We start from the raw sequence: 18,259 nt of genomic DNA on the forward strand, positions 1-18,259 counted from the left end.
CAAACGCACGAAGCCCCCTCCGCGCTGCCGACAGCCCGGCGGCCTTTTCACTTTCGGTTCCACGTCAGCCGATAACCAGGTCGACCGTTAGCGGACCCGAGGCTGTACAGCACCGCCGAACGATCAACGGGCTCCATCTCGACGGCGCGACGCGCGAAGCGCCGCCCGCACCATCTCACGCATGTGCAATGCGCCGGCACCGCGTCCACCACTGACCACGCTCGCGCCGGCGGCCGACAGTGCGGCAAACCGTTCCGCGTAGGCCCTGGGTTGTTCCGGATAATCCACGCCCGACTCACTCAGTTCTGCTCGACCCGCATTCAACTCCACATAAACCGGGAGCTTCGTTACATCGCGCAACATTGTGATGATCGCCGGCGCACCGTCCGGATACTCGCTCCCGTCGCAGCCGATCATGAATGCCCCGGACTCCGCCGCACACTCCGCAAATCGCGGGATCGAGGCGCCGAGCGTCGTCTCGGAGTAACTCGGGCCGCTGTCGAAGCACATCGACGCAATCACCGGCAGGCCGGACGCCGCCACTGCCGATCGGATTGAAACAACCACCGATTCCAGCTCCGTAAAAGATCGGCAGATGATTGCATCCGCGCCCCCGGCTGCAATCGCCTCCGCCTGCTCGGAAACAATCCGTCCCAGCTCCGATTCCTCAATCTCCCCGAGCATCAGCAATTGCTGAACCGGGCCGATCGCTCCGATCACCCGGGCCGGCCGGTCGCCATCGCCGGTATGCGCGTCCGCGACACGGCGCAGGCAGGCGACTGCCAATGTCATGGCACGATGCAATTCGCCCGCCGGAATCTCGTCCGGCTCCTGGCCGCATGTGCCCGCGCCGGGATTCCAATCGTCCGTCGGGGCAATCAGCCACTCCACCCCGGACTCGCTGAATCGACGGGCAATCTCTTCGACGCGCGCCCAGTCTTCCCGGCTCGCGCGAATGGGCGAGCCGCCGCCAATCGGATTTACGGACGGCCACTCGGCCCGAAAATCTCCGCCCGCAATCACAATGCGCGAGCCATAATCCGCCCAATCAATCGCCAAGACACCACCTCGGAATCGACACCCGCCGCAAAGCCCCGGATGTCACGGCTTTCGCGGACTTCCAACTCATCATAACGTCCGCCGACCGCTCAGGAATCGTATGAATTGACTGAAGGCCGGCGTTCAGTCGGCCGATCATCGCGACATCGGCTCGCCCCTCTGGAGGTAGCCGGTGGAAGTGCATCCCATTCGGGAGTTTCAGCCATGCACGTTCACCGGTCCTTCCACGCCCCGACTGCGGGCGGTTCAACTGTCTTGTTCGCGCTTCTTCTCTGCTTGCCACTGGCGTGCGACACCATGCCGGTCGGTGATCTCGGTGGGGCTCAAAGCGGCGATCTGTCGGGAAGCGGCATCGCGGGGTCCATCAAGGAAGCCGGTGATAACAGCGCGTTCGAGCGTGCCCAATCGGCGATTGTCGGACCCGATCAAACAATCACCATTTCCGGCGCCATCGATTCGCCGAATGACATTGATCTATATGCACTCGGCGAGTTCAACGCTGGCGATCGCTTCACGATCGACGTCAAGGGTGAAAACGGTTTCAACACCGTCGCCGCCGTCTTCAATGGCGCCAATGAACTCATCGACGCCAACGACGATCGCGGTTACTACTCCGGACAGATCGATCCTTATATCTCCCGTGTACTGCGCGAGGACACCGACAACCTCTACCTCGGCATCACGGTCTCAAGCCGGGCCCATTTCGGAAACTCACAGGGCCGGTACGATCGCGGCTCATACACCGTCACGGTCAAGCGAGAAGCCGGCGGCATCATGCAGGAAGCACGCAGGCAACTGGTCTATCTCGATTTCGACGGCGGTTCCACCGTTCAGATCGGAATGGAGCCGGCGACTGTCATGCGCCCCTTCTCCGCCGAATCGATCTCCGCCCGGCTGCGCGGACAGACCGATTACATCATCGATCGCGCCATTCAGCATATGAAACGCGACTATGCCGATTACAACGTCGAGTTTCGAGACAGCCGTCGGAATCCCCGGCCCACGGAGCCGCATTCAACCCTGTACTTCGGTAATTACCACGCCAGCTACCTCGGCCTGGCGGACAACGTGGACACTTACAATATCTATCTGGAGCAGGACGCCATCATCTACACCGAAGACCTCGCGATGTTCGAATCCCTGCTGCCGTCCGTCGAGGAAACCGCCCTATGCATCGCAAATATCGCCTCGCACGAACTGGGTCATCTTCTCGGTCTTGAGCATTCGCGCGACACGCTCAGTTGTATGGCGACGGCCGCGACGGCTCGGCAGATTATTGAGCACGATCTCGAATTCCGTCGGAGCATGATGCAAAGTGACGTGTTCCCCATCGGCTTTCAGAATGAGCCGGCATTGCTGATGAAGAATCTGGGCCCGAATCCGAGGCGCAACTCGGCGAAGGTCTTCCTCGAAGATCTGATGCCGGCCGCAAATGAAGGCGCATGGCGCGATGATCTGGGGATCGTTGATATTCCGATCATGCCCTGCGGTCGGTGTGCCCACTAGGATCACACGCCGTCGGCGACAGTCAGGGGACGATTGCCGGCGCTGAACAGACTCCTCTCTCGTTTCCTTCCCGATACTGAGGTCCTTCCCTTGAATAAGCCCCCGCCTATGAGGTGGGGCTTTTTCATTTTCCAAACAGGACCGGCCTTCATCCTCGATTCACGGCAGTTCGACCTTCATCGCGCAAGCGCCGCGTTCTCGCCTGGTTACATTCTGAAACCGCCGCGCGGCATTGGGAATCCAGCCGGACGCGTCCCTCCATTGCTCCATCCACCCGGTTGAGGCAATAATCTCGGTCATGAGCGTGAGATTTTTCCGTGAATTCATCCGAGACCCGGCGTCGGTCGGGGCCATCGCTCCCAGTTCAGCCGGCCTGGCTCGAATGATATCTGGGCAGATAGATCTCAATGCCGCCGATTTCGTCGTGGAGATCGGACCCGGCAGCGGAGCCTTCACGGAGGCGATTCTGGATCGGCTGAAGCCCGGCGCTCGGTTGATCGCAGTTGAGAACAATCCCTCGATGGCCGCCACGCTTCGTCAGCGATTTCCGCGCCTATCCGTGTACGAATGCTCGGCCGTCGAGTTGAGTAATATCCTTGTTGCGGCGGAAATGCCGCACGCGGATTGCATCGTCAGCGGACTTCCGTGGGCGGCTTTCGACGATGCGCTCCAGGATGCACTGCTCGGCGCGATACTCTCGGCACTTGCGCCGGGGGGGCGATTCGCAACGTTCGCCTATCTTCAAGGCCTTCTACTGCCGGCCGGTCGCCGCTTCTGCCGAAAACTCAACGGCGCGTTCGCCGAGGTCACGCGTTCACCGACCGTCTGGCGAAATCTTCCGCCGGCATTCGTCTATCGATGCCGCCGCTGAGGCATCGGGATCCGCTTTGTCATCGCTGCGTCCCGGCTGTTCGTCAAGCCACGTCACGCGCCCCGTGCGAAGGTCGTACACGCATCCGAGCACGCGCAGCCGTCCCGACGCCATTGCCATCCGGACCGATTCGCTGCGATGAGTGAGTTCGGCGATCGTATGAACCACGTTTTCTCGAACCGCCGCCGACACCATCGCCGCGTCGGACGCCCACGGCCCGCGCTGCTCCACCGCCCGGACCGACGGCTCGATTCTTGACAGAATCTCCGGAATATCTCCGCGCTCCCGGGCATGGTGACACGCTGAAGTCACAGCACCACAGAATTCATGCCCCATCACCACCAGCAGCGGCGTCCCCAGGTGATCCACCGCATATTCAATCGATCCCGTCTCGTCCGCCGCGCAAACGTGCCCCGCCACGCGAATCACGAACAGATCCCCGATTCCGGCGTCAAAAATCATCTCCGGCATGACCCGCGAGTCCGAACATGTCAGCACCGTCGCATACGGGTGCTGTCCGTGCTCCAGCGTCGAGAGCCGACGGCCCCGGTCGGCGTGCGGATGCTGAATCGCACCTGAGGAGAATCTCGCGTTACCGTTGCAAAGCCGATTGAACGGCGTCGCGGTCGGATCGTCCCACGGCCCCCCTTCCGTACCGGCGCAGCCGAACGCGAATAATGAAAATACAGCCCCCGTCCAAACGCCGACTCGATGAAACACACGCCATCGCTTAGACATCTCGAGTGCCTCACGACGCAATCAATCCGCTGCCGCGGCGCCGCCGCCGTGACTACAGTTGATTCACCGGGCCGCAATTGCCCGAAGGTGGCAAATCCCATGCCGTCGAAGCGGGTTATCGACCTTTTTCACGCCGGACGACCGGCTCCGCGAATGCCGGCCGCGCGACCGCCTCCAGTCCAAGATGAACGCGCGCCGCGGCAAGCGCGTCGTCAATGTTTCCAAACATGTTCTCTTCGCCGATCAACGGAGCGAAACCCGACCGCGCAAACGCAACCAGCGGCTGCGCATGCACACCCGAAAGAATCAATCGAGTGCCCTGACGCCGACACTTTCCGAGAAACTCCTTTAACGCATGAAGGCCGGTCGCGTCAATCGAAGGAACTCTCCGCATGCGCAGAATGAAAACCTTCGGCGGACGTTCGAACTGCGTCAGCGTGTCCTTCAGCCGATCGGCCATCCCGAAAAAGAACGGGCCGTTGATCTCATAGACTTCGACTTCCGACGGAACGTTTCGCCGCGAAATGGCATTCGGATCAGGCGTTTCCTCGAACTCATCTGCTCCGTTGGCAAGTTCGGAGGTAATCGCGCTGATGTCCGCCACATCCGACATCCGCTTCATGAACAGCAGCGACGCAAGCACCATTCCCACGCCGACGGCAATCGTCAGATCCGTGAAAACGGTCAGACCAAACGTGGTCAGCAGCACGAGAATGTCACTCCGCGGCGCACGAAGGATCGACCGGAAATGGTCAATCTCGCTCATGTTCCACGCGACGACAATCAGTATCGCCGCCAAGGTCGCCAAGGGAATCAGGCCGGCCATCGGCGCAAGCAGCAGCATAATGAAGAGCAACGTAATTGCGTGAATCATGCCTGCCAGAGGCGTCTTGCCTCCGCTTTTCACGTTGGCGGTTGTTCTCGCTATCGCGCCCGTTGCAGGAAGGCCGCCGAACAGTATCGATGCAATGTTGGCTGTACCCAGGGCAACCAGTTCGCAATCCGCCTTGTGCCGATTGCCTGTCATGCCGTCCGCGACCACGGCCGAGAGCAAGGACTCAATGGCCGCCAGCATTGCGATCGTCGTCGCGTCGGGAATCAGGTCGCGGATATTGGTCCAATCGATCGGTGGCAGTTTCGGAATCGGCAGGCCGCGAGGGATGCTGCCGAATTTCGAGCCGATCGTCTCGACCGGTAGCTTGAAATACCATGCAACAGCTGACGCAAGCACGACCGCGACGATTGCGCCGGGCAGACGCGGCGCGAAGCGGCGTATCAGTACAATCACGGCCAGCGAACCCGCGCCGACCGCCGTCGTCTCGACGCTCCACGACGCCGAATGCGCGATGAAAGCCCGCCATTTCTCGATGAACTCCGCCGGCGTCTCTCCCATACGCAAACCGAAGAAATCTCGCACTTGCGACGAGAAGATGATGACCGCGATGCCCGACGTGAATCCGGTTGTCACCGGATAGGGAATGAACTTGATCATGCCGCCGATCCGCGCGACCCCCATGAGGATCACAATCACGCCCGCCATCAGCGTCGCCGTCGCCAGACCCGCGTAGCCGTGGCGCAACGAGATCGAATAGACAATGACGATGAATGCGCCGGTAGGTCCGCCGATCTGCACCCGGCTTCCGCCCAGCGCGGAAATCAGAAAACCAGCAATCACTGCCGTGTAAAGCCCGATCGCGGGCGGAGAAAGTCCCGACTCGGTTGCGACTTTTTCCGGGATCGACGCGATGCCGAACGCCATCGCAAGCGGAAGCGCGATGATGCCGACCGTGATTCCCGCGATCACATCACCAATCACGGTGCGTTGCGAATAGCCTTCACGCAAACAGACGAGGGACTTCGGTATGAATCGTGACATGAAACGGAGGATGACCTGACAAACCGCGTCACACACCCTTGGCGGCGCTAACCACATATCGTCCATGATGCGGGTCATGAATGAAAGTGCCGTTTTGGGGGCGCAGCGGCTGCGCTGGAATCCATTGAACTCGACTTCCAGACTGGGTAAAATGTTTTACTACGCGGAAAAGTCCGCAACTCCACCTTGCCGCGACACACCGAGCAAGAAGACAAATGGTGAGAATGGGGTTCCGATTGCGGAGGAAATTGATGTATCGCAACGAGGCGGGATTCAGATTCGGTTTCACCGTCGCACTCATCGCGGCCGGACTTTCACATTCCTCCGCAGCCGCCGCCGAGCCAATCCAGATCGGCTTTCTCTGGCATATGCATCAGCCGATCTACTATCCTTACGAATCAATCGTGCAGACCCAGTCCGCCGGCCGATTCTCATTCAGCGTCATTGACGTCCACAATCAGCGATTCGGTCCCTACACCGATTGGCCGCTGAACGCCATCAACGCCGGCGCCGCGCTTCCGCACCTCGGCGCGCAGGTCAGCTTCAGCGGATCGCTCATCGAAAACCTCAATCAGCTCCAGACCGCGGGCATCAACGGCGGCATGTGGAACAACTGGAACAGCGCCTATCAGACGGGCGTCGCGATGACGACCGCGCTCGGGAATCCGCGGCTCGACATGGTCGGATTCGGTTACCACCATCCGCTCATGTCCTTGCTGGATGACGAGGACATCCGAATGCAAATTCGCCTGCATAAGCAGGTTTTCGGCAATACATGGTCAACGGGCGGCTACACACGCGGCATGTTTCCCGCTGAAACCGCGTTCGCCACACGAATGATTCCATCGCTTGTCGCCGAGGGCATCGAATGGGTGCTTGTCGATAACATCCACTTTGACCGAGCGTGCAAAGGCTATCCACACACCAACGCGTCGAATCTTTTTGCGCCAAACAAGGCGGATCAGGTCAATCCCGATCCAGCTCTTCACGGCGGCGCATGGGTGCAACTCAATAACCTATGGGCCCCCAGCCGTGTCAGCGCCCCGTTCGGCTATCAGCCCCACCATGCTCAGCACGTGAATCCGAACACCGGCGAGATTACTCGCATTGTTGCCGTTCCGTGTGCGCGATACGAAGGCAACGAAGACGGACGCGGCGGCTACGGCGCGTTTCTGTATGACGCGGTGATGGATCAGTACCTGCCGCGGAACACCGATGCGGCACATCCGATGTTCGTCGTACTGCATCATGATGGCGACAATTTCGGCGGCGGCTCGCACAGCTACTACCACCATAACTTCCAGCAAATGGTCAACTGGATCGGCGGCGATCCGGACTATCACGTCAGTACGGTCCAAGACTACCTCGACCGTTTCCCGCCCGCACAAGATGATGTGATCCATATCGAAGCGGGCTCGTGGGCCGGCGCCGACAACGGCGATCCTGAGTTCAAGAAATGGCTCGGCGATCCGAACGGAGGAGGGTGGAGTCCCGATTGGAACAGTTGGGCCGTTCTCACCGCTGCGAAAAATCGCGTTTTCATGGCTGAAGACCTGGCGCCTGCGGCGAATCTGCAGAACGTTTTGACCGGCGGTCCGTCCGCGAGCGGCACCGAAAAGGCATGGCACTATCTTCTTTGCGCACAGGCGAGCGACTACTGGTACTGGGACGGCACCGAAATCTGGGACAGCAACGTGACGCGCGGGTGCAACATTGCGGTCATGCACGCCAATGGCGTGATCGCCGGCCAGCCCGACTCGACCCCGCCTTCGGTGTTCGTGCCACAGCGGAATCCCTATAACCCCGGCGGGATGGAATGGGGACCGCTGCCGGAGCCATCTGACTTTGAAATCTGGACGTTCGCCGATGATGTCAGCGGATTGGCATCGATCACGCTGAAATGGCGAGTTGACGCCGACGGAGAAAACCCGATCGAGAGCATCCAGAACGAAACCTATGCCCGAGGACCGGAAGTCGGCGCGTGGAGTTCGATCCCGATGACCCTCGCGCCGATGCCCGCCCCGCCCGCGGGAATTCTCCTCGCCGCGCATCGCGCCGAGCGCTACGTCGCCGCCATCACCGGCCAACAGGACGTTCTGATTGACTATTACGTTGAGGCCATCGACAACGCCGGCAACATCCGCAGGACGGATATCCAGCATGTGTGGGTCGGCAACGCCGATTCAAGCGGCGGAGGCGATGTCGTCACTGTTTCACCGAGTCCCGCACAAGCCGGCCAGGTCGTGCTGATCCAGTATAACCCGGCCGGTCGACCGCTCGCAGGCGCCGGCTCGGTCAGGCTGCATTACGGATTCAACAACTGGAACCCGGTCGTTTCGCCCGACCCGGCCATGACATGGAACGCCGGCAACGCCCGATGGGAAGTGGTTGTGCAGATTCCCCAGTCGGCCGCACAACTCGACATCGTATTCAATGACGGCGCCGGGACCTGGGACAACAACAACGGCGCGGACTGGCATTTCCCGGTGACGGACGGCACGTCATCCGGTCCGGGCTGGGTCATGGACGGCCAACCGGACGAAAGTGCCATCGCTGCGGCACAGCATGGCGGATTCTCACTCAGGTACGGCGTTCGCGCCGGCGTTCTCTATGTCGCCGCCCCCGATGCCGGTGAAGGCAACGATCATTTCATCTTCGTCGCGGCACCGCCGGGCACGCTGCGCGCCGCGCCCTGGGCGAAGGCCGGTCTTGTCGCGGACTGGACCGCGTTTCTCGCCGACGAGAATTCCAACGACTACGAAGGCTGGTTCGATGCCACCGGTGCGACACAGGCCATGACCGGGCCGAACGGCGGTGTGCTGGAGGGGACGCTCGACCTGGCCGGCGAGTTTGGCGAAGTGCCTGATGAAATCTGTCTGGCGTTCGGTGCGTATCAGAACAATGACGGGGGCGCGCTGATCCAGAGTCTTCAGGTGCCTCCCGGTCTCAATGGCGACGGACACATCGACGCGTTCGAGTATGTCTGCGTTCCGACGCGGCTCAAGGGCGATATGAACGAGGACTGGCAAGTCAATCCCACGGACATCGGTCTTTTCACCGGCGTGACGCTGGGCGAAGATCAGAACCCTCGCCGAATCTGGGCGGCTGATATCAATGGCGACAACGTTGTCGATGGTACGGACGTCGTGATGTTCGTCACGCTTCTGGTCGGCGAATCGGATTGAGACGCAGGGTCCGCGAATCGGATCGGTCATGCGCTTCGATCGGAAGCTGCGCGACTCGGGGATCGAAAAGATGCCTGTGATCGGCTCTGGCTGCGAATTCAGGCGCTTACTAACGGACCCGGCGGCCGCGACCTGAAACCGCGTCCCGAATGCAATTGGTTGCCTGGCCGCGGCTTTTTTTCATGTACTGGACAGTCCCATCCGAGATGATATAAATACATGTTCGAGAAACGATTCCCCGATAGCTCAACGGTAGAGCGGCCGGCTGTTAACCGGTAGGTTGTAGGTTCGAATCCTACTCGGGGAGGTTTGGGACCGACGTCTAACGCGCTTAGATCGGGATCATGAAGAGGGACGCGAGCAAGCCGCTTAATCCGACGGACCCGACCACGCTCTCGCCAATCACGCTGACAACCTGCTCGACGCTCCGCACCGACTTCCGCGCCACTGACGGCGGCAAGACGGCGGGAAAATCTCCGTCTACATGCTAGGTGGGCCAACGCCCGCGGCGAAAAGGGGCCGTGGTCCGAGATCACGACGACGACGGTGGCGGCGTAGTTACTCGGCTTGCGCCGGCTCAAGAAACGCCCGCAAGCGCGACGCGAGTTTGTCAAGGTCGCGTAACTGGCACTCCCACACGACCAGCACGCGCCACCCGGCGCGATGAAGCACCGCGAGCGTGCGACGATCCCGTTCGCGGTTCGTGTTCCGCTTCTCCCGCCAGAACTCGGCGTTGGTTGCGGGGGTGCTGCGGCCTCGCTTGCAAGCGTGCATGTGCCAGTAGCAGCCATGCACGAACACGACGGCGCGACGCGAAGGGAATACAAGATCGGGCTTGCCGGGCAGGTCGGTAGAGTGGAGTCGGAACCGAAAGCCCAGACGGTGGGCAACGCTGCGCACGATCAACTCGGGCTTGGTGTCCTTACCGCGAATCGCGGCCATGCATGTGCGTCGCTGCGCGGGGGTGAGCGTGTCGGGCACGGCGCGGCCCTCACTTCCCGCCGGGCTTCGCGCCGAACTTCTTTGCGAGGAACTCGTAGACCTCCAACTGAACGTCGCGCGGCTGGCGGCGGATCAGTGCCATGGCGCTGATGGCGTCGCGGGAGGTTGGCACCTTGAGATTGGCCTTGTCCTTGTTGTACCCGTGGCAGACTGCGCGGAGGTTGTGTTCTTCATCCGTGCCGCCTTGGCTGATCGGGATGACGTGATCGATTTGCAGGCGGCACTTCTTGCCCGGTTCGCTGTTCTTCGCCCCAACGGGGCGCCGGGATGTAGCCACGGGTGGAGCGCAGGCCGCCGACAGGCGGACGGAGCGGAACCCGTGGAAGCGAGCGTGTTTCATCTCTCCTGCCCCGGAGGGGCAGAGGAACCGACCGACGAGGCGGCGGCTCAGTCGAACACGTACTTCTCGTCGAACTCAATCTCGTGAAGCCGGAGCATCCGCAGAAGTTCGGACTTGAAGTCCTCCTTCTTGTGATGTTCGTGCTGTCCGGCGATGTACGCCTTGACCGCCCCCTCCTGCGACTTGCTGACCGAGAACACGCTGTATCCCTCCTGCCACGCAAAAGCGCCGAGTTTGGGGAACGTGTCGTGGATCCACTTCGATGAGTTGGCTTTGACCGCGCGCATCAAGTCTGACACGGTGGCGTCGGGCCGCCAACGAATGTGATGTGCACGTGGTCCTCCACGCCGCCGATGTCGTAGAGCATGCCCTTCTCGGCTCTCACAATGCCGCCCATGTATGGATAGAGGCGTTCGGCAACGTCCGCCGTGATCCACAGCTCTCGGTGCTTGGTGCTGAAGACGATGTGCAGGAGAATTTGGGAGTAGGTACCGGGCATCGTTATCCCTTCGCTGGACGAGGGCACTCCTCCGCCCCGCCGGGGCGGGAAGAGGATAAGAGAATCACGCTTCCACGGGTTCCGCGTCGGGCGGCTTCGCCGCCGCGCCGCACCACCCGTGGCTACAGCCCGACGCCCCGCTGGGGCGTTCAGAGCCGATTACAGTCCGGCTTCGCCGTCCTCGATCTGCAGGGCAGACGCAATCGCAAACGCGTTGCGGAGGATGCTGGTCCCGTACTTCCGAGCGAGTTGGAGCACTTCACGCGCGCCACGGTCGGTCCACGCCGAATCACGCACGAGTGCTGCGACGATCTGCTCGTCGGTCGCGTCTTCGCCAACACGAGCGATAAGGTCCTCATACTCCTGGAGAATCACGTCGGCGACGGTCTCTGACATGGATGTGGCTCCTTCGTGAGCGTACGGCTCATGCGGCGTCAAATACGTTGTCCCGGTGCCAACGCAGGCAGGCCGGGTCGGGATAGAACCGCGCGGGCGGGATGATCTTTTGGCCATGCCGTGCGGCAACGAGATCCCCAACGGCTTGGTCTTTCAGGCCACGCACTCGATTGCTTACGGAGAGCGTCAGATCGTCCTCGATCGTGACAAGGCCGCAATCGAACAGACGGTCGAAGGTGGCCGACATGCACACGCCGTTGGTCGGATCGGCGCGTCGGTGCTCGTCCACGCTCCATGGAACGATGTGCCCGGCAACCAGGCACTCCGCGAGCGGTAGGCCGGTCACGCAGCATCGGTTGTTGTAACTGCTGATGACGGCGTCGCGGAAGAACGCTTGGTGCAATCGCTGCTTGATGGTGACGACCTTCTCCGACGGGCCGGTCGGAGCAACTAATGGCAATAGATCGGGCTTGCCCGGTTCGTGGGCACGCCGCAGCTCGTGCGCCTTGACAACAAGCCCGTTCCAGTCCTTGTGGAACTCGTTCCAAATTGCTTGATCGAGTTTGCTGCCGTGCGTCAGCCCGGACACGTTTCGGGCCGCGAGCTCAGGGTCGAAGGCCCCGAAGTTTCCGAGCTTGCGTGTTACAGACGCCGCTGTCCGGCCGAGTTGCTCGGCGAGTTCACGGATGAGCGGATTGCGTGTCGTGATGCGACCAAACGGCACTCTGCAGTACAACTCGAACGCGAGAATCAACTGTTCGCGCGTCCACGGTTGACCGTCATTGGCTGGCCGCGCATTCATCGGACTCCTTACGCTGCGAGACAGAACGCCGCACCCGCGTTGGGGGGCAACTCGATAACGCGCGGGCCGTCGCCTTCCGGTTCCGCGTCGAAACGGAACGTAGTCGGGCAATCGCGGGTCTCCTTCGCGTCGAACGGCGTGATGCGGAAGCGGTGCGAACTGATCCGCTCGATGGCCACCGTGTCACCCGGCTTGATGCCGTGCTTGGCGAAGAACTCCCGCGCCCACGCTCGGTCACGGAAGAACCGACGCGGCTTTCCGGTCTTGGCCTCGGTGGGGATGTCCGTCATCACGGGCGCGGCGAGTCCGTCTACATCCAGCCGGATCAACTTACCGCGCTTGCCCGTCTTACAGGCCGCGCCGTAGCAGTCTGCCGGAAAGAAATCGGCGTGCCCGCCAAGGTTCAAGTGGTTCTGCCGGAGGTTCCCGGCGGTCACGCACACAAGCCTCTTTCTATGTCCGACTCGTCCGCTCATGGTGGGGTCTCGTTTGGATACCGCCCATTGTAGCGGGAACCGGCCCGCTGCATACCGCTGGGCGTAGCTCAAATCTCGCCGGGAAAACTGGAACGACTTGAAGTCGCCCCGCAATCCCGTCGTTGCACCCCGGAGTGTGCGACAAATGAAGATTGACGGTATGGGTAGCGGTCGGATGTTTCCCAACGCGCGTCGGCGAGAGCAAACCGACGAATTCACGAAAGACAGGACAGAACGATTGCCGACTACATCCCAGGGGGGGCCGAGGTGAACTTTCAGGCTTGGCAGTCCCACTTCGTGACCTACGCCAACGCCAATCTCGCGGCGCTCGGGCTCACCGCCGCCGACATGGCCCCGATCACCAGCGCGCCAACGACGTGAGCGACCACTTTCCCCATACACGTCGCCACCGTCAAGGCCGCCAAGCAGACGAAGGACGAGGGCCGGGCCACGTTTGTCGCCGTGATCCGTCCGCGCATGCGCCGTTTGCAGGCGCCGCAGCCGGAAACTCACAGACTCCATGCCTCTCGCGCTTTCGCAATCCATGATATGATTCCCGGCGACCGGTCACGACAGGTGAATTAAATGCCCAAGCGCACGGACATCCACACAATCCTCATCATTGGATCCGGCCCCATAGTCATTGGTCAGGGCTGCGAGTTTGACTACAGCGGGACGCAAGCCTGCAAGACCCTTCGAGCCGAGGGGTATCGCGTCGTGCTGCTCAATTCCAATCCGGCGACGATCATGACCGACCCGGAATTCGCCGACCGAACCTATCTGGAGCCGATCACGCCGGAGTTCATCGAGAAGATCCTCATCCATGAACGAGCGCGAGGCACGCCGATCGATGCGCTGCTTCCGACGATGGGCGGGCAGACGGCACTCAACTGCGCCATGGAAGCGGCCGAGCGCGGCATCCTCGAGGCGCACGGAATTCAGCTCATCGGCGCCTCACGCGAAGCGATCGCCCGCGCGGAGGATCGATCGCAATTTCGTGATGCGATGTTGCGTATCGGCCTGGATGTACCAATCAGCGATACCGCCCATTCGATGGACGAGGCCCGGACCGTCCTGAGCAAGGTCGGCCTGCCCTGCTGCGTTCGCCCAGCTTACACCCTCGGCGGTGAAGGCGGCGGCTTCTGCCGCACGCTGGAGGAATTCGAACTGATCGCCGCGCGCGGGCTCAAGCGCTCTCGAATCAGCGAAATCCTTGTCGAAGAAAGCCTGTATGGCTGGAAAGAGTATGAACTCGAACTGATCCGCGATCGCAACGATAACGTCATCGTCGTGTGTTCGATCGAGAATATCGATCCGATGGGCGTGCACACCGGCGATTCCATGACCGTTGCCCCGGCCCAGACTCTGACTGATCGCGAATATCAGCAGATGCGAGATGCCGCCAAAAAAGTGATGCGAGAGATCGGCGTCGATACCGGCGGCAGCAACGTTCAATTCGCGGTGAATCCGCAAAACGGACGGCAGGTCGTCATCGAGATGAACCCGCGCGTGAGCCGATCGAGCGCGCTGGCCAGCAAGGCGACGGGCTATCCGATCGCGAAAGTGGCAGCCAGACTGGCCGTCGGCTATACGCTCGACGAAATTCCGAACGACATCACGCGAACGACGCCTGCGAGCTTCGAGCCGGTGATTGATTATTGCGTCGTGAAGATGCCGCGATGGACTTTTGAAAAATTCCCTGACGCGGACGAAACGCTGACAACCCACATGAAGAGCGTGGGGGAAGCGATGGCGATCGGTCGCACGTTCAAGGAAGCCTTCCAGAAGTGCATTCGAAGCATGGAAATACAACGTGCCGGTTTTGGTCTGGACAAAAACGACCGGTGGCTGGCGGCGGCACACGAGCGGCATGCGCGCGGCGAATCGGGCGCGTACGCCGCATTGCCGGAGCGTGCGCCACAACGCCGCGCTGCCGGCGGCTCAACGCCGATCGCGGATGAATCAAAGGAATCGAGCGTCCTGCTAGGCAGCCGCCAGGGCGAAGCGCCGCCGGACATGGAGGAATCGTCCGCGACGCACTGGCCGATTCACGAGCCGACGCTGCGCGCCAAGCTGGAGCAGCCGTGCCAGGGTCGGCCGTACTACATTCGATATGCATTCAAGCTCGGGTGGACTGTCGCCCAGATTCACGAATTGACTCGGATCGATCCGTGGTTTCTCGATCAAATGAAAGAGCTGGTGGAATTCGAGGACGAGTTGTTCGCCCGGTCGGCAACTCTTGCCGCGTCGATCGAAGCGGGCGACGAGGAATCGGTCCGGCTGATCCAGCGTGCGAAGACGCTTGGCTACAGCGATATGCAACTCGCCGGCGCGCTGTGTCTGCCGGCCGATTTGATTTTTGCACGCCGCCAGGCCGGCCACCAGGGCTGCTTCAAGCTGGTTGATACGTGCGCGGCGGAGTTTGAGGCGGCGACGCCCTACTACTACTCAACGACCGAATCGCCGTTTCTTCAAATGGTCGATCGGCCGTCAGAGGTTGCGCGCACAACCGGCGTTCTCCATGACATCCGATATCAGTTGGCCGTGGATGACGAACTTCGCATCAGTTCGGATCCACACGTCATCATCATCGGCGGCGGCCCGAATCGTATTGGGCAGGGAATCGAGTTTGACTATTGCTGCGTCCATGCGTCCGACGCGGCACGCGCGCTCGGCTTCAAGACGGTGATGATCAATTCGAATCCCGAGACGGTCAGTACCGACTACGACACGAGCGACGTGCTGTTCTTCGAGCCGTTGACCGCCGAAGATGTTCTGCGCGTCATTCGCGCGGTGCAGGCGCGCACCACGCTGCGCGGCGTCATTATTCAGTTTGGCGGGCAGACGCCGCTCAATCTCGGAGCCAGCCTGCAAGCCGCGGACGTGCCGATCCTGGGGACGCCACCGGAGTCGATCGATCTCGCCGAAGATCGTAAGGAGTTCAGCCGGATCCTGACTGAGCTGGGCCTGCGGCAGCCGCCGAGCGCGATCGCCGAATCGGTAACGGAGGCCCTGCAAATCGCCAATGACCTCGGCTATCCGGTCCTCATTCGACCGAGCTATGTTCTCGGCGGTCGCGCCATGGAAATGTGCAACAACGATCCCGATCTCCGGCGGCATGCGGCGGCGGCATTTGAGGCATCTGACCGACTCGCCCACACCGACGGCCCGCAACGTGTCCTGGTGGACAAGTTCATCCTCGATGCAATGGAGATCGATGTCGACGCCGTCGCCGATTTTCGAAAGCCGGATGACCCGCGCGGCGAGTGCGTTGTCTGCGGTGTCATGGAACACATCGAAGAGGCCGGCATTCATTCCGGTGACAGCACCTGTGCGCTGCCGCCACACAGCCTTTCACCGGACCTACTGGCCGAAGTGGAACGACAAACCCGCCTGATGGCCCGCCGACTCGGCGTGTGCGGATTGATGAATGTCCAGTTTGCCATCACCGGCAGCACGGTCTATGTGCTCGAGGTCAATCCGAGGGCGTCGCGTACTGCTCCGTTTGTAAGTAAGGCGACGGGCGTACCGTGGGCTAAGGTCGCCACGCAGGTCATGCTCGGGCGGAATCTCCGGGACGTGCTCTGGGAGATGGGCGTCGGCCGATCGCCACGGCCGCTGATGCAGGCGATCAAGGCCCCGGTGTTTCCCTTCAGTAAGTTTCCGGGCGTTGACGTCGTGCTCGGCCCGGAGATGCGGAGCACCGGCGAGGTGATGGGGGCCGACGTCACGTTCGGCCTTGCATTCGCCAAGGCGGCGATTGCCACGGGATTGTCACTCCCGATGTTCGGTAACGCGCTTGTCAGCGTGAACGATCCCGACAAGCCGCGCGTCATTCCGATCGCGCGTGAGCTGCGCTCGCTCGGTTTCAAGCTCTTTTCAACCATCGGCACGCACAAGGCCCTCAAGGAGGCCGGTATCGATTCAGTCGTCGTCTCCAAGCAGGCCGGCGCGCCGGAGAGTTTCCTGCTCGACCTGATCACCCATGGCGTGCTCGACCTGCTCGTAAACACCCCTGTACATTACGGCCCCGCATGGGAAGAAGGCCGATGGCGTGCGGCCGCCACGGCGAAGCGTATCCCGTTGATTACGACGCTCGCCAGCGCACGAGCAGCCGTCGAGGCCATCAAGGCGCTGCGATCGAGCGGCCACGAGGCCGGTTCGCTTTCGGTTCGAGCTCTGCAGGACTATGCGATCGGCGTGATTTGAATGGGCCGGTCTTTAATGTCAAAGGAGCGACAGTAATGACGCAATGTTCCCTCGCACTCGAAGACGGCTCGATCTTCGTCGGCCGATCGTATGGCGCTGAGGGCACGTCCACCGGCGAAGTGGTCTTCAACACCGCCATGACCGGCTACCAGGAAATTCTGACCGATCCGTCGTACTGCGGACAGATCGTCACCATGACCGCCCCGCTCATTGGAAATTACGGCGTCAACAATGAAGATGTCGAATCGGAAAAAACCTTTCTCTCCGGTTTCGTAATTCGGGAGCCTGCGAGGCGCGTCAGCAATCATCGCGCAAATGGAAGCCTCTGCGACTACCTCCATGCAGCCGGCATCGTCGGCATCAGCGGAGTCGACACGCGGGCCCTCACCCGCCGCATCCGCGCATCCGGGGCGATGAGAGGCGTGCTTTCCACGGAGGAACACGACCCGGCTGTGCTTGTCGGATTGGCACGCAGCTCGACAGCGATGAACGGACGCAACCTCGTCGCGGAGGTCGCCCCGCACCAGAATCGAATCTGGAACGAAGGACGTGAACTGACTCACCGCGTCGTCGCCATTGACTGCGGAATCAAGCATCACATCCTGCGATCTCTTGCCGGACTCGGCGCTACCGTCACTGTCGCACCGCCGACCCTCTCCGCTGACGCGATCCTGGAATACAAACCCGATGGTGTGCTGATCGGCAATGGACCAGGCGATCCGGCTGCCGTGTCACAGACCATCGAAACGATACGGCGTTTGATTGGCCGGGTCCCCATCTTCGGAATATGTCTCGGGCATCAGTTGATCGCCCTGGCGATGGGCGCGGAAACCTATAAGCTCAAGTTCGGCCATCACGGCTCCAACCATCCGGTGTTGAATCTCGACACGGGTCGCGTCGAGATCACCAGTCAGAATCACGGGTTCGCGGTCGAATTGCAAAGCCTCCAGCGGAAAGGCGGGCGTCCTACGCATGTGAACCTCTATGATCGGAGCCTCGAAGGCTTCGAGCACGTCGATCATCCGTTGTTCGCGGTGCAGTATCACCCGGAGTCCGCGCCCGGCCCGCACGATTCGACTTACCTGTTCGAGAAGTTCGCCGCTCAGTTGGGATGATGATCCGCCTCGCTTTTGGAGCGATCCGATCCGGCGTGGCCAGGCCGCCCCATTCGCCGACATCGAACCCGTATCATTGACATCCGGAATCGGTTCAACCAATTCGCGACTCGTGGTAGGCTAGACAAACGACTCACGGAAACCGATTCCAGAAAACATGCAGTCCGAATGACGTGGTCGTTCGT

At 61.3% G+C, this 18,259-nt stretch carries 17 protein-coding genes and 1 tRNA gene; 7 read left to right on the plus strand and 11 right to left on the minus strand.

The genetic code is table 11. The features are described from left to right. Positions 1-123 precede the first annotated feature (123 nt). Positions 124-1,059, minus strand: coding sequence for a homocysteine S-methyltransferase family protein (locus tag KF841_00260; GenBank protein ID MBX3393775.1), 936 nt, complete (start codon positions 1,057-1,059; stop codon positions 124-126). A 204-nt stretch (positions 1,060-1,263) separates the two neighbouring features. On the opposite strand from KF841_00260, the gene KF841_00265 reads away from it, so the two are divergent. Then, complete coding sequence (locus KF841_00265) at positions 1,264-2,565, plus strand: matrixin family metalloprotease (protein ID MBX3393776.1); 1,302 nt, start codon at positions 1,264-1,266, stop codon at positions 2,563-2,565. Positions 2,566-2,724: 159 nt separating this feature from the next. On the opposite strand, the gene KF841_00270 is transcribed toward KF841_00265, so the two are convergent. After that, positions 2,725-2,865 carry a hypothetical protein gene (locus KF841_00270; protein MBX3393777.1) on the minus strand — a complete coding sequence of 47 codons (141 nt, stop codon included), beginning with the start codon at positions 2,863-2,865 and terminating at the stop codon, positions 2,725-2,727. On the opposite strand from KF841_00270, the gene KF841_00275 reads away from it, so the two are divergent. Next, positions 2,864-3,436 (plus strand): methyltransferase domain-containing protein, encoded by a 573-nt coding sequence (locus KF841_00275; protein MBX3393778.1) that lies wholly within the window; start codon positions 2,864-2,866, stop codon positions 3,434-3,436. The genes KF841_00270 and KF841_00275 overlap by 2 nt on opposite strands. On the opposite strand, the gene KF841_00280 is transcribed toward KF841_00275, so the two are convergent. Further along, entirely contained in the window at positions 3,380-4,174 is a 795-nt protein-coding gene (locus KF841_00280; GenBank protein ID MBX3393779.1) for a carbonic anhydrase, read from the minus strand. The genes KF841_00275 and KF841_00280 overlap by 57 nt on opposite strands. Before the next feature lie 115 nt (positions 4,175-4,289). After that, entirely contained in the window at positions 4,290-6,050 is a 1,761-nt protein-coding gene (sulP, locus tag KF841_00285) for a sulfate permease (GenBank protein ID MBX3393780.1), read from the minus strand. Positions 6,051-6,301: 251 nt separating this feature from the next. Between sulP and KF841_00290 the strand changes: the two genes are divergently transcribed. From KF841_00290 to KF841_00300, 3 genes are all read left to right on the plus strand, one after another. Beyond that, positions 6,302-9,235: a hypothetical protein gene (locus tag KF841_00290; GenBank protein MBX3393781.1), complete on the plus strand. Its 2,934-nt coding sequence runs from the start codon at positions 6,302-6,304 to the stop codon at positions 9,233-9,235. A gap of 235 nt (positions 9,236-9,470) precedes the next feature. Then, positions 9,471-9,542 (plus strand) — tRNA-Asn (locus tag KF841_00295). Between the two features lie 37 nt (positions 9,543-9,579). Further along, positions 9,580-9,726, plus strand: coding sequence for a hypothetical protein (locus KF841_00300; GenBank protein ID MBX3393782.1), 147 nt, complete (start codon positions 9,580-9,582; stop codon positions 9,724-9,726). Positions 9,727-9,793: 67 nt separating this feature from the next. On the opposite strand, the gene vsr is transcribed toward KF841_00300, so the two are convergent. The 7 genes from vsr to KF841_00335 all read right to left on the minus strand — a co-directional run bounded on the left by vsr (position 9,794) and on the right by KF841_00335 (position 12,750). Continuing rightward, positions 9,794-10,216 (minus strand): DNA mismatch endonuclease Vsr, encoded by a 423-nt coding sequence (gene vsr / locus KF841_00305; GenBank protein MBX3393783.1) that lies wholly within the window; start codon positions 10,214-10,216, stop codon positions 9,794-9,796. 10 nt (positions 10,217-10,226) lie between these two features. Continuing rightward, positions 10,227-10,577: an HNH endonuclease gene (locus KF841_00310; GenBank protein ID MBX3393784.1), complete on the minus strand. Its 351-nt coding sequence runs from the start codon at positions 10,575-10,577 to the stop codon at positions 10,227-10,229. 47 nt (positions 10,578-10,624) lie between these two features. After that, positions 10,625-10,864 carry a transposase gene (locus KF841_00315; GenBank protein MBX3393785.1) on the minus strand — a complete coding sequence of 80 codons (240 nt, stop codon included), beginning with the start codon at positions 10,862-10,864 and terminating at the stop codon, positions 10,625-10,627. Further along, positions 10,864-11,076 (minus strand): transposase, encoded by a 213-nt coding sequence (locus KF841_00320; protein ID MBX3393786.1) that lies wholly within the window; start codon positions 11,074-11,076, stop codon positions 10,864-10,866. The genes KF841_00315 and KF841_00320 overlap by 1 nt, the downstream gene beginning before the upstream one ends. A gap of 159 nt (positions 11,077-11,235) precedes the next feature. Further along, positions 11,236-11,472, minus strand: coding sequence for a hypothetical protein (locus KF841_00325; GenBank protein MBX3393787.1), 237 nt, complete (start codon positions 11,470-11,472; stop codon positions 11,236-11,238). A gap of 28 nt (positions 11,473-11,500) precedes the next feature. After that, on the minus strand, positions 11,501-12,274 hold the full coding sequence (locus KF841_00330; GenBank protein MBX3393788.1) for an HNH endonuclease: 774 nt from the start codon (positions 12,272-12,274) through the stop codon (positions 11,501-11,503). Between the two features lie 8 nt (positions 12,275-12,282). After that, complete coding sequence (locus tag KF841_00335) at positions 12,283-12,750, minus strand: hypothetical protein (protein ID MBX3393789.1); 468 nt, start codon at positions 12,748-12,750, stop codon at positions 12,283-12,285. 585 nt (positions 12,751-13,335) lie between these two features. On the opposite strand from KF841_00335, the gene carB reads away from it, so the two are divergent. Together carB and carA are read left to right on the plus strand one after the other, a co-directional pair. Continuing rightward, positions 13,336-16,959 carry a carbamoyl-phosphate synthase large subunit gene (carB, locus tag KF841_00340; protein MBX3393790.1) on the plus strand — a complete coding sequence of 1,208 codons (3,624 nt, stop codon included), beginning with the start codon at positions 13,336-13,338 and terminating at the stop codon, positions 16,957-16,959. 35 nt (positions 16,960-16,994) lie between these two features. After that, entirely contained in the window at positions 16,995-18,074 is a 1,080-nt protein-coding gene (carA, locus tag KF841_00345) for a glutamine-hydrolyzing carbamoyl-phosphate synthase small subunit (GenBank protein MBX3393791.1), read from the plus strand. Positions 18,075-18,259 lie beyond the last annotated feature (185 nt).

Source organism: Phycisphaerae bacterium (genome assembly GCA_019636475.1).
Taxonomy (GTDB): domain Bacteria; phylum Planctomycetota; class Phycisphaerae; order UBA1845; family UTPLA1; genus JADJRI01.